This is a genomic window from Gilliamella sp. W8128 (genome assembly GCF_016100545.1).
In the GTDB taxonomy this organism is placed as follows: domain Bacteria; phylum Pseudomonadota; class Gammaproteobacteria; order Enterobacterales; family Orbaceae; genus Gilliamella; species Gilliamella apis.
In genome coordinates this window covers 22,721-45,507 of record NZ_JACFSE010000009.1, presented here as the reverse complement: position 1 = coordinate 45,507, position 22,787 = coordinate 22,721, and the positions used below count along the sequence as shown (strand labels likewise).

The 22,787-nt window shown below is 34.2% G+C and carries 19 protein-coding genes, 1 pseudogene and 1 riboswitch; of the genes and pseudogenes, 13 read left to right on the top strand and 7 right to left on the bottom strand.

Annotated elements, in window-relative coordinates; all coding sequences use genetic code 11:
* The first annotated feature begins 122 nt into the window (after nt 1-122).
* The 8 genes from H3U97_RS10070 to H3U97_RS10035 all read left to right on the top strand — a co-directional run bounded on the left by H3U97_RS10070 (nt 123) and on the right by H3U97_RS10035 (nt 9,021).
* Nucleotides 123-1,028 carry a dihydrodipicolinate synthase family protein gene (locus H3U97_RS10070; protein ID WP_198198865.1) on the top strand — a complete coding sequence of 302 codons (906 nt, stop codon included), beginning with the start codon at nt 123-125 and terminating at the stop codon, nt 1,026-1,028.
* A 33-nt stretch (nt 1,029-1,061) separates the two neighbouring features.
* On the top strand, nt 1,062-2,582 hold the full coding sequence (locus H3U97_RS10065; protein ID WP_065578384.1) for a UxaA family hydrolase: 1,521 nt from the start codon (nt 1,062-1,064) through the stop codon (nt 2,580-2,582).
* A 45-nt stretch (nt 2,583-2,627) separates the two neighbouring features.
* The gene (locus H3U97_RS10060; RefSeq protein WP_065578385.1) at nt 2,628-3,926 is read left to right on the top strand and encodes a lactate racemase domain-containing protein; all 1,299 of its coding nucleotides are present in this window, start codon (nt 2,628-2,630) and stop codon (nt 3,924-3,926) included.
* A 75-nt stretch (nt 3,927-4,001) separates the two neighbouring features.
* Complete coding sequence (locus H3U97_RS10055; protein WP_065578386.1) at nt 4,002-5,279, top strand: MFS transporter; 1,278 nt, start codon at nt 4,002-4,004, stop codon at nt 5,277-5,279.
* A gap of 127 nt (nt 5,280-5,406) precedes the next feature.
* The gene (locus H3U97_RS10050) at nt 5,407-6,708 is read left to right on the top strand and encodes a LarC family nickel insertion protein (RefSeq protein ID WP_065578387.1); all 1,302 of its coding nucleotides are present in this window, start codon (nt 5,407-5,409) and stop codon (nt 6,706-6,708) included.
* Nucleotides 6,705-7,526, top strand: a complete 822-nt coding sequence (locus H3U97_RS10045; protein ID WP_198198863.1) for a hypothetical protein — start codon at nt 6,705-6,707, stop codon at nt 7,524-7,526. Before H3U97_RS10050 ends, H3U97_RS10045 begins: the two co-directional genes overlap by 4 nt.
* Nucleotides 7,527-7,550: 24 nt before the next feature.
* Nucleotides 7,551-8,228: a nickel pincer cofactor biosynthesis protein LarB gene (gene larB, locus H3U97_RS10040; RefSeq protein WP_065578388.1), complete on the top strand. Its 678-nt coding sequence runs from the start codon at nt 7,551-7,553 to the stop codon at nt 8,226-8,228.
* A gap of 19 nt (nt 8,229-8,247) precedes the next feature.
* The gene (locus H3U97_RS10035; protein WP_065651724.1) at nt 8,248-9,021 is read left to right on the top strand and encodes a class I SAM-dependent methyltransferase; all 774 of its coding nucleotides are present in this window, start codon (nt 8,248-8,250) and stop codon (nt 9,019-9,021) included.
* A 108-nt stretch (nt 9,022-9,129) separates the two neighbouring features.
* On the opposite strand, the gene metA is transcribed toward H3U97_RS10035, so the two are convergent.
* The 6 genes and pseudogenes from metA to rne form a co-directional block, all read right to left on the bottom strand.
* Nucleotides 9,130-10,062 (bottom strand): homoserine O-succinyltransferase, encoded by a 933-nt coding sequence (gene metA, locus H3U97_RS10030; protein ID WP_198198859.1) that lies wholly within the window; start codon nt 10,060-10,062, stop codon nt 9,130-9,132.
* Between the two features lie 188 nt (nt 10,063-10,250).
* Nucleotides 10,251-11,063, bottom strand: a complete 813-nt coding sequence (locus H3U97_RS10025) for an ATP-binding cassette domain-containing protein (protein WP_086365112.1) — start codon at nt 11,061-11,063, stop codon at nt 10,251-10,253.
* Nucleotides 11,064-11,084: 21 nt separating this feature from the next.
* Nucleotides 11,085-12,074, bottom strand: a complete 990-nt coding sequence (sapD, locus tag H3U97_RS10020; protein ID WP_065578391.1) for a putrescine export ABC transporter ATP-binding protein SapD — start codon at nt 12,072-12,074, stop codon at nt 11,085-11,087.
* A 2-nt stretch (nt 12,075-12,076) separates the two neighbouring features.
* Complete coding sequence (locus H3U97_RS10015; RefSeq protein WP_065578392.1) at nt 12,077-12,937, bottom strand: ABC transporter permease subunit; 861 nt, start codon at nt 12,935-12,937, stop codon at nt 12,077-12,079.
* Entirely contained in the window at nt 12,930-13,859 is a 930-nt protein-coding gene (locus H3U97_RS10010; RefSeq protein ID WP_065578393.1) for an ABC transporter permease subunit, read from the bottom strand. The genes H3U97_RS10015 and H3U97_RS10010 overlap by 8 nt, the downstream gene beginning before the upstream one ends.
* Before the next feature lie 95 nt (nt 13,860-13,954).
* A pseudogene (gene rne / locus H3U97_RS10005) lies at nt 13,955-16,612 on the bottom strand (ribonuclease E); the annotation flags it as partial.
* Nucleotides 16,613-17,353: 741 nt separating this feature from the next.
* On the opposite strand from rne, the gene syd reads away from it, so the two are divergent.
* From syd to gluQRS, 5 genes are all read left to right on the top strand, one after another.
* The gene (gene syd / locus H3U97_RS10000) at nt 17,354-17,887 is read left to right on the top strand and encodes a SecY-interacting protein (protein ID WP_198198855.1); all 534 of its coding nucleotides are present in this window, start codon (nt 17,354-17,356) and stop codon (nt 17,885-17,887) included.
* 129 nt (nt 17,888-18,016) lie between these two features.
* Nucleotides 18,017-19,192: an amino acid aminotransferase gene (locus H3U97_RS09995; RefSeq protein WP_198198853.1), complete on the top strand. Its 1,176-nt coding sequence runs from the start codon at nt 18,017-18,019 to the stop codon at nt 19,190-19,192.
* 256 nt (nt 19,193-19,448) lie between these two features.
* Complete coding sequence (gene folK, locus H3U97_RS09990; protein ID WP_198198852.1) at nt 19,449-19,934, top strand: 2-amino-4-hydroxy-6-hydroxymethyldihydropteridine diphosphokinase; 486 nt, start codon at nt 19,449-19,451, stop codon at nt 19,932-19,934.
* 135 nt (nt 19,935-20,069) lie between these two features.
* Nucleotides 20,070-20,525, top strand: coding sequence for an RNA polymerase-binding protein DksA (gene dksA, locus H3U97_RS09985; protein WP_065614638.1), 456 nt, complete (start codon nt 20,070-20,072; stop codon nt 20,523-20,525).
* A 35-nt stretch (nt 20,526-20,560) separates the two neighbouring features.
* Nucleotides 20,561-21,451 (top strand): tRNA glutamyl-Q(34) synthetase GluQRS, encoded by an 891-nt coding sequence (gene gluQRS / locus H3U97_RS09980; RefSeq protein ID WP_198198850.1) that lies wholly within the window; start codon nt 20,561-20,563, stop codon nt 21,449-21,451.
* Here the strand turns inward: gluQRS and moaA are convergent.
* Nucleotides 21,431-22,405 carry a GTP 3',8-cyclase MoaA gene (gene moaA, locus H3U97_RS09975; RefSeq protein ID WP_370545689.1) on the bottom strand — a complete coding sequence of 325 codons (975 nt, stop codon included), beginning with the start codon at nt 22,403-22,405 and terminating at the stop codon, nt 21,431-21,433. The genes gluQRS and moaA overlap by 21 nt on opposite strands.
* A riboswitch (molybdenum cofactor riboswitch) is annotated at nt 22,403-22,526 on the bottom strand. It overlaps the preceding gene by 3 nt.
* Between the last annotated feature and the right edge of the window lie 261 nt (nt 22,527-22,787).

Below are 22,787 nucleotides of genomic sequence, written 5' to 3'. Positions count from 1 at the left end.
ATGAGAGGATGATCACAAAATTAATTTTCTTTTGAATTAATACATTGCAATTCTAGATTTTTTTACCAATAATCTGTTCCAATGTAAGAAACAATGTTCTACATCATGAACAAGGAGAAAAAATGAATTTAGAAAAATTTAAAGGTATATTCCCTCCAGTCCCTACTATCGTTAATAAAAAAGGGGAACTAGATAAAAAAGGAATGGGCAAATTATTAGATCATCTCATCGATAACGAAGCTGATGGTGTTTTAATTCTAGGTAGTGGTGGTGAGTTCTGCCATATGCCACCTAAGTTGCGATATGAAGTTGCTGAATTTGCGGTAAAACATATCAATAAACGCATTCCGGTGATGATTGGAATATCCAGTCCAAGTACCGCAGAAACAATTCAATATGGAAAACATGCAGCTCAAATCGGTGCTGATGCAGTTTTAGTTGTTAACCCTTATTATGCTTTATTAAACAGTGATGCAATTTATAACCATTATAAAACTGTCGCTGAAAATCTTGATATACCAGTACTACTTTACAATTTCCCGGCATTAACCGGCCAAGATATTGGTATTGATGTTATTACTCAATTAGCCAAGGATCAACCAAATATTATTGGTTTGAAAGACACCATTGATAATATCAGCCATACCCGAGAAGTTATCAACAGAGTTCACGCCTTCCGTCCAGATTTTATTATCTTCAGTGGATTTGATGAATATATGTTAGACACTCTTATTCTTGGTGGTCATGGTGGCATTCCAGCAACATTTAATTTTGCCCCAAAAATTACTAAAGGAATTTATAAAGCTTTTGTTAAAAAAGATTATGAAAAAGCATTTAAATTACAACGTCAATTAGCAAAATTAATGCCTGTCTATGCAATTGAATCTCCATTCTTTGGCGTAATCAAACAAGCAATAAAACTGTCCGGTGTCGATATTTCAACAGAAGTTTTAGCTCCAGTAATGCCATTAACTTCCGATAAAAAGAAAGTTCTAAAAAAATTATTATCCGATTCAAAAATTTTATAAAAATTTATTACTAATTAGTTTTAGGAGCAAATTATGAGCGAAGTATCTAAAGTAATCATACTTCATCCCAATGATGATGTTGCCATAGCTCGTTTTCCTGTATCCAAAGGATACATCATTCAAGAAGCTAATGTTTCTGTACTTTCCGATATAAAAGAAGGACATAAAATAGCGCTTCACAATATCGAAAAAGATCAACCAATTAAACGTTATAATCAAATTATAGGTTATGCAATTTGTGATATTCAAGCTGGAGAACATATCCATTTACATAATCTAAAAATGGGTGATTATGGGCACGAATATGACTTTTGTGCAGATAAACAAGAAACACCAATGGCTAGTGAAAAAAGGACTTTCATGGGCTATAAGCGTAAAAACGGCCAAATAGCAACCCGTAACTATATTGGCATACTAACATCCGTCAACTGTAGTGCAACAGTTGCACGTCGCCTTGAAGATCACTTTAAAGCTAAAGGATTAGCTGATTATCCCAATATAGATGGAATCGTAGCCCTACCTCAAAGTTTTGGTTGTGCCATGGATATGAAAGGTGATTTGATGAAGATGATGCAACGCACAATGAGCGGTTATGCAAATCATCCTAACTTTGCCGGTATTCTAATAATTGGCCTTGGTTGTGAATCAAATCAAATCAAAGATCTTATTCAAGTGAAAGGTTTAAATGAAGGTCCTATGCTACAACATATGACTATTCAAGAAACAGGTGGATCACAAAAAACTTTCGATAAGGGCGTAACTATTATTGAAAGCATGTTAAATGAAGCAAATCAATACACAAGAGAAGAAGTACCTGCATCAGAATTAGTTTTAGCACTTGAATGTGGTGGTTCTGATAGTTACTCAGGCATTTCTGCTAACCCTGCACTTGGCGTAGCTGTTGATTTACTCGTACAGCAAGGAGGTACAGCAATACTCGCCGAAACCCCTGAAATTTATGGTGCTGAATATATACTTACTCGCCGAGCAACTTCCAAAGAAGTAGGTGAAAAACTAATTAATCGAATTTTATGGTGGGAGGATTATGCCAAAAGATGTCACGCAGAATTAAATAATAATCCATCCGCAGGCAATAAAGAAGGAGGATTAACGACCATTCTTGAAAAATCACTTGGTGCGATTTGTAAAGCAGGAAGTACTAATCTTATTGATGTATATGAATATGCAGAACCAGTAACCGCAAAAGGATTGGTATTTATGGATACCCCTGGATATGACGCATTTGCATGTACAGGCCAAATTGCTGGTGGAGCCAATATTATGTGTTTTACAACAGGAAGGGGATCTGCATATGGTTCAAAACCAACCCCATGCATAAAAATCGCATCCAATAATTTTCTATGGCGTCGCCAAGAGGAAGATATGGATATTAATTGTGGTGATGTAGCTGATGGACAAGAAACATTAGAGCAAGCAGGTAAGCGAATATTTGAAACAATCTTAGCTGTTGCTTCTGGTGAAAAGACTAAAAGTGAAAAATTTGGATACGGCTCACTTGAATTCGTCCCATGGCAGCCCGGTGCAATTATGTAATATTTTGTTTTAAATCTTAATTATATTACAAATAAGGAGAAAACTATGTCATTTGTTGATGAATTACTTAATGATGTAAAAATACCTAGGATGGTAAGAGTTAAGCAACACTTTGAGTCACCCGATGAAATTCAAGATATTGATGCTAAAGTTCACGCTGAATTTTCGAAGCCAGAAATCAAAAATTTAATAAAAAAAGACATGTCCATTGCAGTTGGTCTCGGTAGTAGAGGTATTGCCAAAATACACTTAATTGCAAGAGCGGTGATTAATGAGTTAAAAGCTCTAGGCGCTAACCCTTATGGTGTTCCAGCTATGGGTAGTCATGGAGGAGCTACTGCTGAAGGACAAATTCATGTTCTAGAAAAATTAGGTATGACAGAAGAATTTTTAGGATGTGAAATTCGCTCTTCAATGGAAACAATAAAAGTTGGACAGTTACCTAATGGGCTTGAAGTATTAATGGATAAAAATGCCATGCAAGCTGATGGTATTATTTGTATTAATCGCATAAAAGCACATAACGCATTTACTGCACCCATTGAAAGTGGAATTATAAAAATGCTTTCAATTGGTTTTGCTAAACAAAAAGGTGCGGATTCTTGCCATACTTATGGATTTGGTTGTATGGCAAATAATATTGTCGAGATGGCAAAAGTTAAAATAGCCAATACACCTTTCTTATTCGGAATCGGAACAATTGAAAACGCCTATGATCAAGTCGTTGATATCGAAGCTATTCCTGCCAATAAACTTGAAGAACGTGAAAAAATATTGTTATCAAAATCTAAAAGCTATTTCCCGAAAGTGATGTTTGATAATGTCGATGTTTGTATTGTTGATCTAATGGGAAAAATTTATTCTGGTGGAGGCATGGATTGTCATGTAACCGGCAGAGCTTGTACACCATTTATGCAACCGATTGCCACAATCCGTCCTGACCGAATAGTGGTTTTAGATCTACATGAAAAAAGTGGCGGAAATGCTACCGGAATGGGATTTGCGGATTTTTCAACTCAACGTTTGTTAGATAAAGTAGATTTTCCTGAAACTTATCCAAATGTATTAACCTCTCGATTAAGCCAAGACGGCTATGTACCAGTAATATTAGCTAATGATAAACAAGCCATGCAAGCAGCTATTAAGACATGCATTATTTTAGATGGACGAAAAGAAGCACGCATTATCAGAATAGCTAATACATTACATATTGATGAGTTTTATATTTCAGAAAATATGCTTGAAGATGCAAAGTCAAATCCACAAATCGAGATTCTAACTAAACCTGAATACATATCTTTCGATGACAATAACAATGTAACTGATATAGGTATTGGCATGTAAATATGTGATTAATAATAGCTAAGAATTATTAAAAATTTAAATTATAGTCTTCAATTGAAGGCTAGGGAGTTCTCTATGAGTAATATTAACTTATTATCGGTAATAAAAAAAACAAAAATTCGATTAATTCCATTTATGTTAATACTTTATGTTTTAGCATTTTTAGATCGTTCAAATATTGGTTTTGCCAAAGAAAGTTACCAAATTGACATTGGATTAAGTAATGAAGCTTATGCATTAGGAGCAGGATTATTTTTTGTAGTATATGCATTTTTAGGTGCACCAGCAAACTTATGTCTAAAGAAATTTGGTGCCAGAAATTGGATTGGTGTAACTACATTGGCTTGGGGTGTTTTATCAGCAGGAATGGGATTTGCTGATTCAGAAGTTAAATTCTTAACAATCAGGATATTACTTGGTATTACTGAAGCTGGGTTCTTTCCTGGTATGATCTATTTAACATCACAATGGTTCCCTCAAGCAAATCGTGCTGCCGTGATGGGCTTATTTTATATGGGTGCACCATTAGCTATGGCATTCGGTTCACCACTTTCTGGTGCTCTTTTAGAACTTCATGGATTTTTAAACCATCCGGGATGGTTTTGGATGTTTATAATTGAAGGTGCACTTGCAATTATTGCAGGTATTTGGACATTTTTCTATTTGGATGATACACCTGAAACAGCAAGATTCTTATCTGCAGAAGAAAAACAATTGCTGGCAAATCAAATGCAATCAGAAGAAAACAACAAAAAAGCAGCTTCAGCTAAACTTATGGATGCCTTAAAAAATCCAAGAATATGGCACTTTGCTATTATTTATGGCTGCATTCAATGTGGTGTATATGGTCTTATCTTCTTTTTACCAAGTCAAGTTGCTAGCATTATGGGAAGTAAAGTTAACTTCATGACATCTTTAGTTACAACATTACCATGGTTATGCGCATTATTAGGTACATTTTTTATACCTAGATATTCAGATAAAGTTCAAGAAAGACGTAATACCTGTGCAACAACATTATTAGTCGGTGGACTGGCATTGGGATTATCGGCTTATGTTGGAGCTGTACCTGCTATTATTGCGCTATGTATCGCGGGTACTGCTTATTTCGCCTGCCAACCTATTTTCTGGATTATGCCTTCATCAATTTTAACTGGTAATGCTCTAGCTGCAGGTATTGGTTTTGTTAATATGTTTGGTGCATTATTTAGTTTTGGCGCACCTATTTTAAGGCAACATTCTGAAAATATCGTCGGTACTCCTGCTGCCGGTTTATTATCAATTGGCATTGTGGTAGTAATTGGTTCTATCCTTATTTTTGTGCTACCAAAAAATGTGGGTACAAATGATTAGGTTATAACAGAAAAATAACCAATAAATTAAGTAATATACAGATTAAATAACTAGTATAACGAATACAATGTATTTAGAATAAATTTTAAGTACATTGTATTTTAGGAAAATTTTGAAAGGTTAAATAATGCATATTCATCTGGACATAGTTGGAGGAATAGCAGGAGATATGTTCTGTTCAGCAATGCTAGATGCATTTCCTGAACTAGAATCCCCATTACGGGCATTTTTATCTCCTTTAGCTATTTTTAGATCATATCAATTAGAAATCAAAACAACACGACAAAAAGAGATTGTAGGTAAACAGTTTGTTGTTTTAAAAAATAATCAGGCAATTGATGATTCTCAACATCTGATATTAAAACCTTTAAAAACACAAGCTCACTTTGTAGCTAAAAATACACAAACAAATAATCATGAACACTATGCATGGCAAGATATATTAGTGAAGTTAAATCAAATTAAAGCACATGATAAAACTTACCAATGTGCAAAAGAGATTTATATGATTCTTGCTCAAGCTGAGAGCGAAATACACGGCATTGATTTACAAAATATAGCTCTACATGAAGTAGGTGCCGACGATGCCATAATCGATATAATTACAGCTGCATTTCTAATCACCCATAGTAATGTATCAAGTTGGTCTTGTTCTGCACTACCTTGGGGACAAGGTTCGATAAAATGTGCACATGGAACCTTACCCGTTCCGGCGCCAGCTATATTAAAGATACTAACAAATTTTCAATGGATTCATGATGATGAAATTGGTGAACGCATCACTCCAACAGGAGCTGCTATTCTTGCTTGGCTAATGAAGCACAATTCAAGCTTCTTAAATGGTTCATTTGTTAAAAGTGGTTATGGTTGCGGACAGCGAACTTTTAAACAAAAACCAAATATTTTAAGAGCCAATGTTTTTACAACACAATCACAAGCTAATTTAGAACAAGATAGTATTTTTATTATTCAATGTGATATTGATGATATGACATCTGAAAGCCTTGCAATAGCAGAAGATAAATTAAGAATATTATCTGGTGTTATTGATTTAGTTAGTCTACAAATAAAAGGCAAGAAAGGACGTTGGATGAACCGAATAGAGATATTATGTTTATCAGAACAATTGACCAATATCTGCCATCAATTATTTACAGAAACCAGTACATTAGGTGTTAGATATTGGCCGATTAATCGTTTCAAACTTTCAAGAGAGCATATCACGTTAAATATAGACCAACAACAATGGCCAGTGAAAGTCGCTACTCGCCCTAATCATAATTACACAGCGAAATTAGAATCTGACAAATTAAAATTAATAGGTAAATCATATGCTGAATGCCAAATAATCAAATATAAAATTGAGCAAACAGCCTTAAAAAATCTTAGTCAAAAATTAAATGATCATGAAAAGGATATCAAATCATGACAACTTTAGATATTGAATCAACCGTTTTATCACTAACAAAGTGGTTTCAAACAATCAAAACATGCACAATTGCGACAAGTGGTGGCATTGATAGTATGTTACTCGCTTATATAGCCAATAAAACTATAGGAAAAGAAGCTCTAATTGCTCATTCAACGTCGGTTTCTGTTCCTATTTTAGATGCTAATCGTATCCGAGAATATGCCAACAAATATTATTGGCATGTAGAATTTATTGATGCTGGAGAGTTAAATAATGAATCTTATAGAAATAATCCCGTCAATCGTTGTTATTATTGTAAAAGCTGTCTATTTGAAAAATTGAAAAAACTAAACCATGGAGCTTTGATAACCGGAACAAATCTAGATGATTTAGGTGATTATCGACCAGGACTAATAGCAGCAAAAGAACAAAATGTAAGACAACCCTATGTTGAACTAAACATTGATAAAGCAATGATAAGGAAAATAGCTAATTATTTTCAACTTCATGATTTAAAAGATATTCCTGCATCACCTTGTTTATCTAGTCGCATTGAAACAGGTGTTAAAATTGATATTAATCATCTACAAACAATTGATAAAATAGAAAATATTATTCGTTTAGAATTAAAAGTATCTTTGGTTAGATTTAGGATACGCAATGATAAAGTCGTACTTGAATTAGAACCTCATATTGTTGAACAGTTAACAAATTCTCAAAGAGATCTCATTATCAATAAAATAAAAATTATCATTACTCCACTAGCTATTCCACATGATATCCAGATATCAACTTATGAAAAAGGAAGTGCGTTTATTGGCGTTAAAAATAATTGATTATATTTCAAAGGAGCAATAAAAATGAAATCCTCTGATATTATTATGGATTTTGAACGGAGCCAAAGATGTGGTATTTCAGAAGCCGTGTTTAGCCAATATAAAACAGTTACACAACTTGAAAAGATCTTATCTATTGCTGAACAAAACCAAACATCACTACTATTCACTCATTTATCTTATGAAAAATATAATAATTTAAATAACTATTGGCAAAAACAAATCAAGTATCATGAAATTAGTCAATGCGCTATATTTGCTAAACGAGAATCAGTCAATGAAAAAGAACAAACTCATATAGCTATTGTCTCTGCTGGCTCGTCTGATGCTTCAGTGTGTGAAGAAACACTAATTACCTTAAATTACCATGGCATAAAAGCAGATTTATATCAGGATATAGGTGTTGCAGGATTATGGCGTCTACAACAACAACTTCCTAACTTACAAAAATACAGCATTATTATTGCTATTGCAGGTATGGAAGCGGCATTACCTACTGTTTTAGCTGGCCTTATTGATACTCCTATTATTGCTGTACCTACATCCGTTGGCTATGGCGTAGCTACTGGAGGTCATGTTGCTCTCAATGCCTGCTTATCAAGTTGCACAGGAGGAATCATGACAATGAATATTGATAATGGTTATGGGGCTGCCTGTGCTGCAATAAAAATTTATAAAAAAATAATTAAAAATGTAAAATAAAAAGCGAGAAGAATAAGTGATATCAGCAAATAATATTGATGATAATATTTTGAGAGATCTTATCATATATTGGGCAAGTCGAGCAAAAGAGTACAGCCAAACTAATCAAGATGAACTGGCTACTGAAAAAAAAATTATCTGGCAAGAGTTAATTTTGCGTCATGCTCCGCAAAAAGAGAAATTACGCGTATTGGATATAGGTACTGGTCCCGGTTTTTTAGCTATCACGTTAGCGTTAGCCGGACATGAAGTAACTGCAGTAGATGCTACTGAAGAAATGATAAATCAAGCAAAAAACAATGCAATACAATACCAAGTAAAGGTTAATTTTGTTTTATCAGATGTTCATTGCTTACCATTCGAAGACAATAGTTTTGATTTAATTATATTGCGTAATGTAACGTGGAATTTGAGTAATCCAACTTTAGCATATCAAGAATGGTTTAGAGTATTAAATACTAAAGGTAAATTACTTAATTTTGATGCCAATTGGTATCTATTTCTTTTTAATAAAAATCTTTATTCACAATATATGCAAGATAGACAAAATACCATGGAATATGGCATTGAAGATCATTATCGACAAACCGATACACAAGAAATGGAACGAATCGCCAAATTACTACCATTAAGTAAGGAAATTAGACCTGAATGGGATAAGAAGATTTTACAATCAATTGGTTATAAAAATATTTGTATTGAAAACGATATATCAAAAGTTGTTTGGGATGAAATTGAACAAATTAATTACCATTCAACGCCAATGTTCTTAATAGTAGCCGAAAAGGAATAAAATAGTTTTCCCATAAAATCTAGTAATTACTAAATTTGACCAAGAAAAATGGTCAAATTTAGATTAATTATTTATATTACAACTTAAAATAACTGATATATATAATTTTTAATCATCAATCGTCAAATTACGAGTCGTTAAATCAAACGGTGTTAATTGATAAACGTAATAGTTGAGCCAATTACTAAATAGTAAATAGGCATGACTTCGCCATGTCGCTTTTGGTGTTAAATCGGGATTATTTTCTGGGAAGTAATTATAAGGGATCTCAGGGTTAATGCCGGCTTTTAAGTCACGAGAATATTCATTAGCCAAAGTAAATGAGTCATATTCAGGATGACCGGTCACAAACGCCATTCGTTTATCGGCGGTTGCCATTAAGTATGGCCCAGTGATTTCTGACTCAGCTAAGATATTTAAATCGGTATAGTTTTTAATTTTATCAATTGGAAAATCAGCATTACGCGAATGTGGTGCTAGAAACGTATCGTCAAAACCTCGGGTTAAAATCGCATTTGGTTGCAAGATTTGGTGTTGATAAACGCCGGATAACTTTTGTGAACGAGTGAATTTAGGTAAATCATATAAAACATTTAATGCCGCTTGCACTCCCCAACAAACAAACATGGTTGAGGTTACATGATCTTTCGCCCAAGTAATAATTTCAGCTAACTTAGGCCAATACAAAACATCTGAAAAAGCGACTTTACCTAATGGCGCTCCAGTAATAATAAGTCCATCAAAATTCTGTTCACGAATATCATCAAAATCACAATAAAAGCTATTCAAATGTTCTATTGGCGTATTTTTGGATTCACGCTGATCTATTCTTAATAACTGAATATTCACCTGTAAAGATGAGTTAGAAAGTAAACGCAAAAATTGATTTTCAGTCTCTATTTTTTTCGGCATCAAATTTAAGAAAAGAAGCTTAAGTGGGCGAATTTCTTGAGTATTAGCACGCGTTGAAGTCATTACAAATACATTTTCATTACGAAGAACATCAACTGCCGGTAATGAATCAGGAATACATATAGGCATAACAAAAGCTCCTAACAATAATAAATTATCTTCTATAACATTGAAAAACGGACGTCTAGAAATCTATATAGCTAAATATAGAGCGTTTTAAAAAATTTGTCGAGTATTTATTGGAAAATAAATAGAATATTTTAAACAAAATCAGAATAATAACTAAGTTATTTGGTTTATTCTGCTGCAAAATAAAACTAAAAAGCTCGAGTATCTGTCCGCCAAGTATCGGCTGTTAGTGCTTCACCAAAATAACTATTGATAAGCTTTTGAGTAATGTCACTTAGTGGCGAAGCTAAAACTTCGGCAGTATTACCATATTCGACCACTTCACCATTATGCATAACAATAATTTGGTCACTAATATGTTTCATCATACCGATATCTTGTGTGACATAAACATAAGATATCTGTTGCTCTTCTTGTAATGACAACATTAAATTAACAATTTGTGAACGCATTGAAATATCTAATGCAGCTAAAGCTTCATCAAGAATTATCACTTTAGGCTTTAAAATTAGAGCTCTAGCTAAAGCGACTCGTTGTTTTTGGCCTGCAGCCATCACTGACGGATAATAAGAGGCATGTTCCGGCAGTAAACCAACTTGTTTTAAAACATCATTGATTAATTTTTCCCGTTCATGACTGCTATAATTGGCATTGCGTTTAAGAGGAATTTCCAGTAATTGACCAATACGAAGCCGTGGATCAAATGAACTTTCAACATGTTGGAATATCATTCGAATCAGTTGAGAACGATGGCCAAAATCGCCATATTCTACTTTGTTACCATCAATCCAAATATCGCCACTATCTGGTTTAATCATACCAACCAGCATTTTAGCTAATGTCGATTTTCCGGAACCATTTTGTCCAATTATGGCTAACGTTTTCCCTTCATTTAGCGAAAACGACAAGGGTTTAACGGCATCAATTTGTAAATGACCAAAGAGTCCTTTAGGGATTTTAAATCGCTTTGATAAATTTCGGACTTTTAATATTGGGTTCATTAACTATTCCTATATCTCAAACTACTCATCAGTATTTAATGGAAAATGACAGGCTACCGAATGATCTTTGATTGGGATAAGTTCTGGTGCTTGTATACATTTTTTTTGTGCATAAGGACAACGAGGCCCCAATCGACAACCAATGGGTAAATGTTCCAATGATGGAATAACGCCAGGTAAGGTATTTAAAGGGCTTTTATGAGGCATCGCTTTACCAAAATCAGGAATAGCATAAATCAATGCCTGAGTATAAGGGTGATAAGGTGATTTAATCAAATCTTCACTATCAGCAACCTCAACAGTTTGTCCGCAATATAGGACATTGATACGATCAGTCCAGCGAGTAACCATTTGCAAATCATGGCTAATCAATAAAATAGTTGTCCCCATATTTTGATTCATACTCGCAAGCAAACGAAATATTTGCGCTTCGGTTGTCGCTTCCATGGCATTGGTTGGTTCATCGGCAATAAGTAATTTAGGTTGATTAGCTAATGCTATAGCGATCATCACTTTTTGACATTCGCCTTCCGTTAATTCAAATGGGTATGATTTAAGTATTTCTTTATGATCTTTAATCCCAACACGATGTAGTAACTCAATCGCACGATGCTTACGCCAAAATAGTCGTTGCCACCAATGTCCTTTAAATGTTCTTCGCGGAATAGCCTCAATTAACTGTTGGCCAATTTTCATAGATGGATCTAAACAAGATTGTGGCTCTTGGAATACCATGGATATATTATCACTAATCACTTTTCGTCGTTGTTTCGGTGTCAACTTCAATAAATCAACATCATTAAAATAGAAGCGATCAGCAGAAATCTTCCAATTATGATTAGTGACACCAAGTATCGCTTTAGCAATTAAACTTTTACCTGAACCTGATTCACCAACTAGACCTCGAATTTCACCTTCTGATAGTTTTAAATTGACGCGATCAATCGCCCGTAGCAGGCCATCAGGAGTAATAAACTCTATAGTTAAATTACGAATGTCTAATAGTGCCATGATTAATGCCCTACTCGCTGACCATATAACCCAAAATTGAATAAGTAAACCAAAATAATTGTAACAGAGACGGCGATTCCTGGAGCTAAAAAGGCCAATAAATTAACATCCATTATATCTTTCATCTTAAACATCATCATGCCTAAATCAGGTCGAGAAAAATCATTCGCAAAGCCTAAAAACGTAATGGTTGTGATAGCTAAAATAACCGAACCAAATAAAGACACTATCTCAGTCAAATAAACCGGTAGGATATTAGGTACAATATAATGATTTAAAATAGAAAATGAAGATAAACCATCAAGTCGATAAGCTGTGATGTAAGTTTTATTCCATTCTTTAATAACACGTTGATGGATATTATAAATAAATCTTGGTGCATAAGATAAACCAATAATCACTAAGATATTGGTAATATCATCTTCTAATAGCAAACTAATTACAATCACACCCAATAATGGTGGCACAACCATAAAGAATCTAAAGATAAATAAGATAAACGGTCGAATAAATGAAACAAAAAACATCAAATAATTAATCACACCACCAATGATAATGACATAAAAAACCGCTTTTAATGTCATTGAAATAGTTGACCGATAGCCGATCAATAAAAAATCGAAAATATCTTGTCCCTGAGCCGTTGTTCCTAATATATGATTGATATCACCAGTCGGCCACCAAGCGGGAGGCAAAGAAGCGACATATACTGGATTTAAATGAGCATGAAAAAACCATTTAGTCGATAATGCAATAAAAGCAATTGCTAAAATCCCATAAAAGCTGACAATCAGATATAAATTGCTATGAAGTCGATGAAAGCACGAATTTATTCGCTTACCTAACTGAATTATCCTAGACATAATGTTCCTTATGACGTAATGGATAAATAGCAATAGCCGTTATCTCACCTAATAAAGTTAATAAGCTAATTACTGTTCCACAAGCAAGGATTGCTATCGAAATAATAAAATAATTATGATTACGATAAGCCAACATAACCCATTGGCCAAGACCAACACGGTTAAACAAGATTTCAATCACCATCGTTGAAAATAATAGAGTCGTTGTATTATATGTCAATTGTGGGATTGTCGCCGGAATTGAATTTGGTAATAAATGTCGACGTAAAATCTTAAATGGTGAGCGCTCGCGTATAATTGCCATTTTAATATAGTTTTGCCTTGAGGTATTTTTAACATTTTCACTGACTAATTGAATAGTCATAATGCTTGGTTGAATCGCTAAAATGATTGTTGGCAAAAGTAAATAATGTAGTTGATCCAAAATTGCCGGTAATTTGTCTGTTCGCGATGAAAGGATAATATCTAATAAAGAACTTCCCGTTACTGATATTGATATATCGAAGTTCATTGATATTGGCAATGTTGATGAAAGATAAAACATCACTAATGCTGCTAACATAACAATCGGACAGGAATAAAAGATTAAACAACCTAATCGAATTGTGGTATTTAGCCAATTTATATTACTTAAACCAAGAAAAATTCCTAACGGAATACCAATAAATAACGCAACAAGTAACGCTAAAATACAAAGCTCAAATGTTGTTAATAACGTATCGAAAAAAGGAACGGTTTCACCAGATATTAACTTAAATTGACCTTGCAATAGTTGCTTAAAAAAAGCGCTATATGCATCAATAAAAGTTAAATCACTAAAAATAGATTGAGGAACAAAATAAACCAGACAAAAGCTGATCTGGGCAAGTACGCAGATAATAAATAAAAACGTCACTATTTTTTTTAAAATATAGATAATCATTGTTTATCTTTATCGCTTTTATGAGTTAAGAATAACGGTGACATTTGTCACCGTTATTTATCTATACACTACTCAGGTATAACCGGTTTACTTGCAGCTGCATAAGCGTGATCTTGTGCACTTAAGCCACCCGCGTTACCTTTACCTTCATAATGATAATCTAACTCTTCTCGAGTTTTTATCCCACTATTAGATTCTACATAATCTGGAGCAGGAGCCTTTGTCATCACTGATGAAGAATAACCAGCAGTCGTTTCTGTTGCAGGCATAGTGACGACTTCATCTGTCTGCGGTTTATTTTCTTGAACATCAATATCAGCTTGAGAGCTTGTTGCTGCTACTTTTGGTTGTTGTGGTTTTCGGTCACTAACAACCGCTTTTTCGGCACTATTAGTATTCACCTCATCTTTAATTACGATTGGTAATAAAAGTGAAGGAATGACTGGTACATCGTTATTTGGTTGTTCACTATTCACTTGACTATAATCAACCGCTACCCGACCTAATGCTAGCTCTAAAGACGCAGCAGCAAATGACAACGGCACTGGCGACTGTTTTAGTTCAGTATTTTTACCACGACGTTTGGTACGCGGTGTATTCATACGCAAATGTCGAGATGTGCGTCGTTGACGTTTTGGTTGTGATTCGCCAACAGCTTTATTTTCACCTGTTTCTGGAACAATAATTGGTAACAATAAAGAAGGGATCACAATACGCTCTTGTTCGTTCTGAACTGGCGCATCACTATTTTTGACCCGAACACTCTTAGTTAAGTTTCGTGGTTGTCTGCGTGGCTTAGCTTCTTTTTGTTTTGGTTGTGCAGTCTCATTAACTACTTTATCTGCCTTGATATTATTCGTTGTATTGGTGTTGCCATTGTTATTTTGTTTGCTACGACGATTATTACGTGTCGGCTCTTTAACTTCTTCAGTAGTTGTATTATTTGCTGCAGCTGCTGCATTATTGTTACGATTATTACGTTGACGTCGATTATTTGAACGTTGATTGTCTCGTCGTCTATTTTGCTGAGGCTTAACTTCAGGTTTTGGAGCCTCTTTTTCAGTAACAAATAGTTGGCGAATCTTTTTAAACAATCCACTAAATAAACCTGTTGATTTCTCAACTTTCTTCGGCTCAGCTTTTGCTTTTGGCGCTTTGCTTGCTTCTACTTTAGGGCCAGATAATACTGCTTCTTCTACTACCAATTCAGCAACTTGATCTTCTTCCTCTTCTTCAAGCTCACGAATCAACTTAGGTAAATTGTAGCTTAATACATCGGTCTCTTCACCACGACGTTTACGGATGACTTTATAAAGAGGTGTTTCCATCTCTTCATCACCAGCAATAACGATTTTAACATCTGGATGCATTCTTTCGATATTGGTAATGGCTCGACGTTTTTCATTAAGCAAATAACTTGCAATTGGTACCGGCACAATCACGTCAATCTGCACGGTATTATCTTTCATCGCTTCTTCTTGAATTAAACGAAGAATTGATAGTGATAATGAATTATTATCACGAACCGTACCTGTTCCTTGGCAACGAGGACAAATATGGTGAGTAGCTTCACGCAACGAAGGGCTTAAACGTTGGCGAGACATCTCAAGTAGACCAAAACGAGAAATACGTGTGGTTTGAATTCTTGCTCGGTCAGTTTTCATCGCCTCTTTCAAACGATTTTCGACTTCACGCTGATTACGGATTGGCGTCATATCGATAAAATCGATCACAATTAAACCACCTAAATCACGTAAGCGTAATTGACGAGCAATCTCTTCCGCTGCTTCAAGGTTAGTATTAAATGCAGTCTCTTCAATATCGCTACCACGGATAGATTTCGCTGAGTTGATATCAATAGCGGTTAATGCTTCGGTCGCATCAATAACAATAGAGCCACCAGATGGTAATCGAACTTCACGTTGGAATGCTGATTCAATCTGCCCCTCAATTTGGAAATGGTTAAATAATGGTACATCACCCTCATAAAGTTTTAAGCGACTCACATACTCAACTCGGCCTAAATCAGCTAATCGTTTTTTAGCAATTTCAAGCACTTTTGGATTATCAATGAGAATATCACCAACATCATCACGCAAGTAATCACGGAATGCGCGAGTAATAATATCGCTTTCTTTATGGATTAGACTTGGCGCTGGATGATTTTTAGATTCATTTTGAATCGCAGTCCAATAATTGACCAAAGCATTCAAATCCTGTTGCAACTCTTCTTGGCTTTTACCAACACCAGCGGTTCTAGCAATAACGCCCATACCTTTTGGCTTTTCCAACGCATCAATAATACGCTTGAGATCAGCACGCTCTTCACCTTCAATTCGACGAGAAACACCACCGGCTCTAGGATCATTTGGCATTAAAACTAAATAGCTACCAGCTAAACTAATATAAGTCGTTAAAGCGGCACCTTTTTTACCACGAATTTCTTTTTCTATTTGAATAAGAACTTCTTGGCCTTCTTGTAAATGTTTAATACTACGACGACCAGAGATATTGGAAGGGAAATAGCTTTCAGCAATCTCTTTTAGAGGTAAAAAACCATCTCGTTCACCACCGTAAGAGACAAATGCAGCTTCTAAACTAGGATTGATTTTAGTGATTTTGCCTTTATAAATATTGGCTTTTTTTTGTTCGTGACCAAGGCTTTCGATATCTAAATCATACAAGCGTTGGCCATCAACAAGGGCAACACGCAGCTCTTCTTGCTGGGTTGCGTTGATTAGCATTCTTTTCATTATTCTACACTCTTCATTAATCTAAATTAACTGTAGGTAGAACTTTATTATTAACAATAACCGCTTATTTTAACAATGATAAACAATAGTACTTACTTAAATATTTTTTATACCGTATTCATTATTTTATTTGTGTTATTTTTGTTATTATTTTATGTGAAATCAGTATAACTTATCCAACATCAATACACTTTTTAGAGGTAATATTACATTCAAAACACCTATACACTTTTTGAACACCACTAAATATACAATTATTGATATTATTTCAATGATGAGTTTGCAAATTCTATTTTTCTACAATTTAACAAACCACTAAATCTTTATATGATTGTTTAAAATAAACATATTAATTAATTATAATAATTCTACTTACGCTATTTTATTTTGACAAACTGTAATGTCTAACGCCATTGCTGCATTACATGGATAAAATATCCATGTCTATTATTCACGTTTCAGCAACGGATAGCAAGCAAATTAAACTGACTATTTTATAAACAATTTAATGCTGGTTTTGTACTACCCTAAAATTAGACTGAAAATACAATAAAAAAAAGCTTTGATCACTAATTTTTCATCATTTAATTGTCGATAAATTCGGCAAATTTTTTACATCGATTTATAACGCATTTTATGAATTTAAAAACTTAACTTTAACAATTGTATATATGCCAATTTGATCCGTATAATATTAAACAACTATCGATTATAAAATGAACTATGAGATAATATTTAGTTATGGAAGCGCCTGAAAAAATAGCATTGCTTGATTTTACCCAGCGTTGGATCGCTCAATTTGAAAAAGCTCCACAAAGTGAAGAATTACACGGTTTACCCTCGCCTTGCATTATCAAAACTGAAAATCTTGCCGTTTATTGGCAACCCTTTGTACTTAATCCTCCAAGAGATTTAACCATCGCAGAACAAGTTATTAACATCAGAATCCACCCAAGTGCACATACATTTTACGGCACACAATATGCTGCAAATCTGACAGCAAAATTTGCTGACGTTAATTTAATTTTGTTGCAAGCGTGGAATGATGATGACTTTTCAAACTTAGAAAAAAATTTAATTTCTCACCTATCGCAACAAAAAAAATTAAAGCGAACGCCGACCATTTTTATTGCCTCAACCGATGATGATACTGAAATCGTCGCATTAAATAATTTGACTGGTGAAGTGGTTAAAGAAGATTTAATAACTGGGCAATTGACAACATTATCATCTAATTTAGCGACATTTCTTGAAAAACTTATCGTTATAGCATAATAATTAGCTTTCGATAATTACTAAGCTGTGGTAAAAATGAGGCTCAACCTCATTGTGGTTTACAAATTGTAACTTGCCAAACAATGTGTATATAATGCAATAAGTGTCACTAAAAGAAATAGGTAACTTATGTTTGAATATTTATTAGCAGCACCGGCAGATCCTATTTTAGGTTTAGCGGATCTCTACAACAAGGATGAACGCACCAACAAAATTAATTTAAGTGTTGGTGTCTATAAAGATGAAACCACCAAAACACCTATTTTAGAAAGTGTAAAAAAAGCTGAGCATCTATTGCTAGATGATGAAACCACAAAAAGCTATTTACCCATTGATGGTGTTAATTCATTTAATATTGCTACTCAAATCTTACTGTTCGGTAGTGAAAATCAACGAGCGAGAACTGCGCAAGCCCCTGGCGGAACCGGTGCATTACGCATCATGGCTGATTTTTTATCTCGCCGTACGAAAATAAAACGAGTATGGATAAGCAATCCATCGTGGCCTAATCATCGCAGCGTCTTTCAAACTGCGGGCTTAGAAGTTCGCGAATACCGTTATTACAATGCGCAAACACGAAGCCTAGATTTTGATAGTTTAATGAGTGATTTAAATCAAGTTGTCGCCGGCGAAGCCGTGCTATTTCATGGTTGCTGCCATAATCCTACCGGTATCGATCCGACTCCAGAACAATGGCAAGCGATTTCAGAGTTAGCCTTAAAAAATGGTTGGTTACCACTATTTGACCTCGCTTATCAAGGGTTTGGCCAAGGTATAGAAGAAGACGTATATGGACTTAGATTGTTTGCGAATAATCAACCTGAACTACTAATCGCTAGCTCTTACTCAAAAAATTTCGGTCTATATAATGAGCGTGTTGGTGCATTCACTTTAATTGCTGCGGATAGCGAAATTGCCGATCGGGCATTTAGTCAAGTCAAAACCATTATCAGAGCCAATTACTCTAATCCTCCAGCCCATGGTGCTAAGATTGTCTCTTATATATTAAACAATGCTGAATTAAAAGAAGAGTGGATTGATGAATTAACAGGCATGCGTCAACGTATTCATCGTATGCGCCAACTATTTGTGAAAACTTTACAAGATAAAGGTGCCAACCAAGATTTTAGTTTTATTGCCAAACAAAATGGTATGTTTTCATTTAGTGGTTTAACTGAAGAACAAGTACTTAAATTGCGTAATGACTATGGTATTTATATTGTTAATTCAGGACGAATCAATGTCGCCGGAATGACTATCGATAATATGTCTAGACTTTGTGAATCAATTGTCGAAGTTTTATAGTATAAACTAAAATAACGTATATTCTTCATAATTGGATGTGTTTATGGTTTAATTGAACCAAATTCACATCCAGTTTTTAGTAAAAATATCATAAAAAAATGATAATAAATAGATAGTTATAAAACTCAAAAAAACCGCTCCTCAATTTTTTTCAAAAATTTAATTGAAACATTATTCTATTTCCTTTGTTAGTTACTAACTTGTTTATATGTTAAAATATCACTATGTTTTAACATCACCTCAATTGAATCTAATTATGTCAATTTGTTATATTGCCTTAGGCAGTAATCTTAACGATCCATTAGAACAAACTAATCAAGCTATTGCAGCCTTAAAACAATTACCTGAAACAGTTGTTTCTGATATTTCACCATTTTATCGTAGCAAACCATTGGGACCACAAGATCAAAATGATTATCTCAATGCAGTCATAAAATTAACCACGTCTCTGACACCAATAGCACTATTAGATCATTTACAAACCATTGAGAAGTCACAAGGTAGAGTCCGTAAAGAAAATCGTTGGGGAGCAAGAACATTAGATTTAGATATATTGTTATATGATGACTTAGTTATAAATACAGAAAGGCTTACCATACCACACTATCATATGAAAAAGAGAGAATTTGTACTTTATCCTTTATTTGATATTTCACCTGATCTGATATTACCTGATAACGATAAGCTGTTTAATTTATTAACAAAATGTCCCATGAATGGATTAGAAAAATGGCATGAATAATTAATCTTATTAATAACATATAGTTGTAAATTTTTATGGTCTTAATGCCAAAAAAATAATAAAAAAAATTTGCCAAAGGCTAAATTATTGCTATAGTTTACCGCTCGCAAATAATCTGTACTTAAGGGGATTGCTGTGAAAAAGGGACAAAAAGTAAATACATCTTCTCTTAGCCTACTTGCTATTGCAGGGCTTGAGCCTTATAAAGAGGCAAAAGGTGAGGAGTACATGAATCCTAAGCAATTAAAACATTTCAAACTTATCTTAGAAGCATGGCTGTCACAGTTACAAGGTGAAATGGGTAAAACAGTTTCTCACATGCAAGATGAGGCTGCAAATTTCCCAGATCCGGCTGACCGCGCTACTCAAGAAGAAGAGTTTAGCTTAGAATTAAGAGCGCGTGACAGAGAACGCAAATTGATCAAAAAAATTGAAAAGACATTAAAGAAAATTGAAACCGATGATTTTGGTTTTTGTGAATCATGTGGTGTTGAAATTGGTATTCGTCGTTTAGAAGCAAGACCGACAGCTGATTTATGTATCGATTGTAAAACATTAGCTGAACTTCGTGAAAAACAAATGGGTATATAATTTCCATTTAAACCGTTGTTTTATTCAATACGCCCATGCAATATATTGGTCGTTTTGCCCCCTCACCATCTGGACCATTACATTTTGGTTCTTTGGTGACGGCTCTCGGTAGTTACTTACAAGCCAAAGCCAATTTTGGTAAGTGGCTTGTTCGCATTGAAGATATTGACCCACCACGGCAAGTCAAAGGCGCCGCATCGTTAATATTAAAAACCTTAGAGGCTTTCGAGCTGTATTGGGATGACCAAGTTTTATATCAATCAAATTGTAGTGAGCGTTATCGAGCCGTATTACAATCACTTATTACTCAGCAAAAAGCTTATTATTGTGATTGTACCAGACAAAGGATCCATAATCTTAGCAATGGGATATATGATGGCTTTTGTCGTGAGCGATATTTAGCATCAACGAACCAACAGCAATGTGCTATTCGATTAAAGCAAAGTCAGCCAGTTTTTTCTTTCGATGATAAAATTCGTGGTCAACAAACTATTGATTCCGCTAATGCTTTAGAGGATTTTATTATTCATCGTAAAGATGGTCTATTTGCTTATAATTTAGTTGTAGTATTGGATGATAATTATCAAGGAATAACTGAAATTGTTCGCGGTGCAGATCTACTGCCGGTGACCGCTAAACAAATTTCGCTTTATCGATTATTTAATTTCACCATTCCCAATTACTGCCATTTACCATTGGCTTTAGATAGTCATGGTAATAAGCTGTCAAAACAGAACCATGCTAGCCCAATTGATAGTAAAAAAGCGAATTTATTAACCGCACAAGCATTACAATTTTTAGGTCAACAATTGCCAGACAATTGGCAAGATGCCTCACAAACACAGTTATTAGCTTGGGCAATCACTCATTGGCAAATTAACCAAGTACCAAAACAAAACAGAGTGTTAACCTCCGATATAAGATAAATTAGGTGTAATACCTAGATTATGCTCATGTAATAAATGTTTTTCCGGTTTTATTAATAGCGAAGCTAACACGCGTGCCTTAAGTTGTGCTTTCTGTTCTGGACTGCTTAGCAAATCTCGTAAATCAACTGCGGCATCACCAAACAGGCAATAATGAAGTTTACCAAGCGATGAAACTCGTAACCGGTTGCAACTTTTACAAAAATCCTGCGAATAAGGCATAATTAGACCAATTTTACCTTTATAATCACTATGAGCATAAACTTTAGCAGGACCAGATAATGCCTCTTTTGCTTGTAACTGCCAACCTTGTTCAATAAGTTGAGACTCCATCGCTTGACCAGCTAAATGATAGTGATTAAATAACTGACGGCTTTCGGTTGTCTCCATCAGTTCAATAAAACGTAATTCTACTGGTCGGTGTTTAATCCAAGCTAAATAATCATTCAGATGATCATTCATATTTTTCATTAGAACAGTATTAATTTTAACTTTCTCAATACCAACATCTAATGATTTTTCAACTCCTTGCATTAACTCTTGCAGTTTATCTTGGCCAGTTATTCGTTTAAAAATATATGGAGAAAAACTATCAATACTAATATTAATAGCGTTAAGCCCAGCTTGTTGCCAATAATGGACATTTTTTAATAATCGTGAACCATTGGTAGTAATTGCCAATTGTTTAATACTTGGATAAGCCGAAATAATTGACAAAATATCCATAAAATCTCGACGCAAAGTCGGTTCGCCACCAGTTAAGCGAATTTTATGCACACCGAGTTCGGTAAATGTTGATATGACATTATCAATTTCATTTAACGATAAAAATTTATGATCTTTATTAGGTCGATATCCATTAGGTAAACAATACTGACATTGAAAGTTACATAGTTCAGTAATTGATAAACGCAAATATTGAAAGCGACGCTGATAATTATCCACTAATTGCATATATATAATAAACACCTTATCCAAATCGGGAAGCATAGCCATTTCTGAGCTATACCGCGGCTAAATTACCATATGAATAATATTATCACTTAGGCAAAGTAGCTTCAGAGTTTGGTTTAGTCTAGCATAGCGTTTATTTTTTGACTATGGACAATTATTTAATATCAATCTAATAAAAAACAATTTATTTTTATCTATGATCCTACATGGTTATTAATATACTCAGTATCGATAACGCTAAGCCAATCAGGTAATTTAATAACTAAAATTGCGATAATTTTTTACTACAATGATATTTAAATCATTGGTTAATGTAATATTGAAAAATTCAATTTGAAAAAATAGTTACATATTTTCATGTTAAATTAATTTAATTGATAAA

Excerpts from the sequence above, each read along its gene's own strand:
- H3U97_RS10070 (WP_198198865.1), top strand. The coding sequence starts at position 123 with ATGAATTTAGAAAAATTTAAAGGTATATTCCCTCCAGTCCCTACTATC.
- H3U97_RS10065 (WP_065578384.1), top strand. The coding sequence starts at position 1,062 with ATGAGCGAAGTATCTAAAGTAATCATACTTCATCCCAATGATGATGTT.
- H3U97_RS10060 (WP_065578385.1), top strand. The coding sequence starts at position 2,628 with ATGTCATTTGTTGATGAATTACTTAATGATGTAAAAATACCTAGGATG.
- H3U97_RS10055 (WP_065578386.1), top strand. The coding sequence starts at position 4,002 with ATGAGTAATATTAACTTATTATCGGTAATAAAAAAAACAAAAATTCGA.
- H3U97_RS10050 (WP_065578387.1), top strand. The coding sequence starts at position 5,407 with ATGCATATTCATCTGGACATAGTTGGAGGAATAGCAGGAGATATGTTC.
- H3U97_RS10045 (WP_198198863.1), top strand. The coding sequence starts at position 6,705 with ATGACAACTTTAGATATTGAATCAACCGTTTTATCACTAACAAAGTGG.
- larB (WP_065578388.1), top strand. The coding sequence starts at position 7,551 with ATGAAATCCTCTGATATTATTATGGATTTTGAACGGAGCCAAAGATGT.
- metA (WP_198198859.1), bottom strand. The coding sequence starts at position 10,062 with ATGCCTATATGTATTCCTGATTCATTACCGGCAGTTGATGTTCTTCGT.
- H3U97_RS10025 (WP_086365112.1), bottom strand. The coding sequence starts at position 11,063 with ATGAACCCAATATTAAAAGTCCGAAATTTATCAAAGCGATTTAAAATC.
- sapD (WP_065578391.1), bottom strand. The coding sequence starts at position 12,074 with ATGGCACTATTAGACATTCGTAATTTAACTATAGAGTTTATTACTCCT.
- H3U97_RS10015 (WP_065578392.1), bottom strand. The coding sequence starts at position 12,937 with ATGTCTAGGATAATTCAGTTAGGTAAGCGAATAAATTCGTGCTTTCAT.
- H3U97_RS10010 (WP_065578393.1), bottom strand. The coding sequence starts at position 13,859 with ATGATTATCTATATTTTAAAAAAAATAGTGACGTTTTTATTTATTATC.
- syd (WP_198198855.1), top strand. The coding sequence starts at position 17,354 with ATGGAAGCGCCTGAAAAAATAGCATTGCTTGATTTTACCCAGCGTTGG.
- H3U97_RS09995 (WP_198198853.1), top strand. The coding sequence starts at position 18,017 with ATGTTTGAATATTTATTAGCAGCACCGGCAGATCCTATTTTAGGTTTA.
- folK (WP_198198852.1), top strand. The coding sequence starts at position 19,449 with ATGTCAATTTGTTATATTGCCTTAGGCAGTAATCTTAACGATCCATTA.
- gluQRS (WP_198198850.1), top strand. The coding sequence starts at position 20,561 with ATGCAATATATTGGTCGTTTTGCCCCCTCACCATCTGGACCATTACAT.
- moaA (WP_370545689.1), bottom strand. The coding sequence starts at position 22,405 with ATGCAATTAGTGGATAATTATCAGCGTCGCTTTCAATATTTGCGTTTA.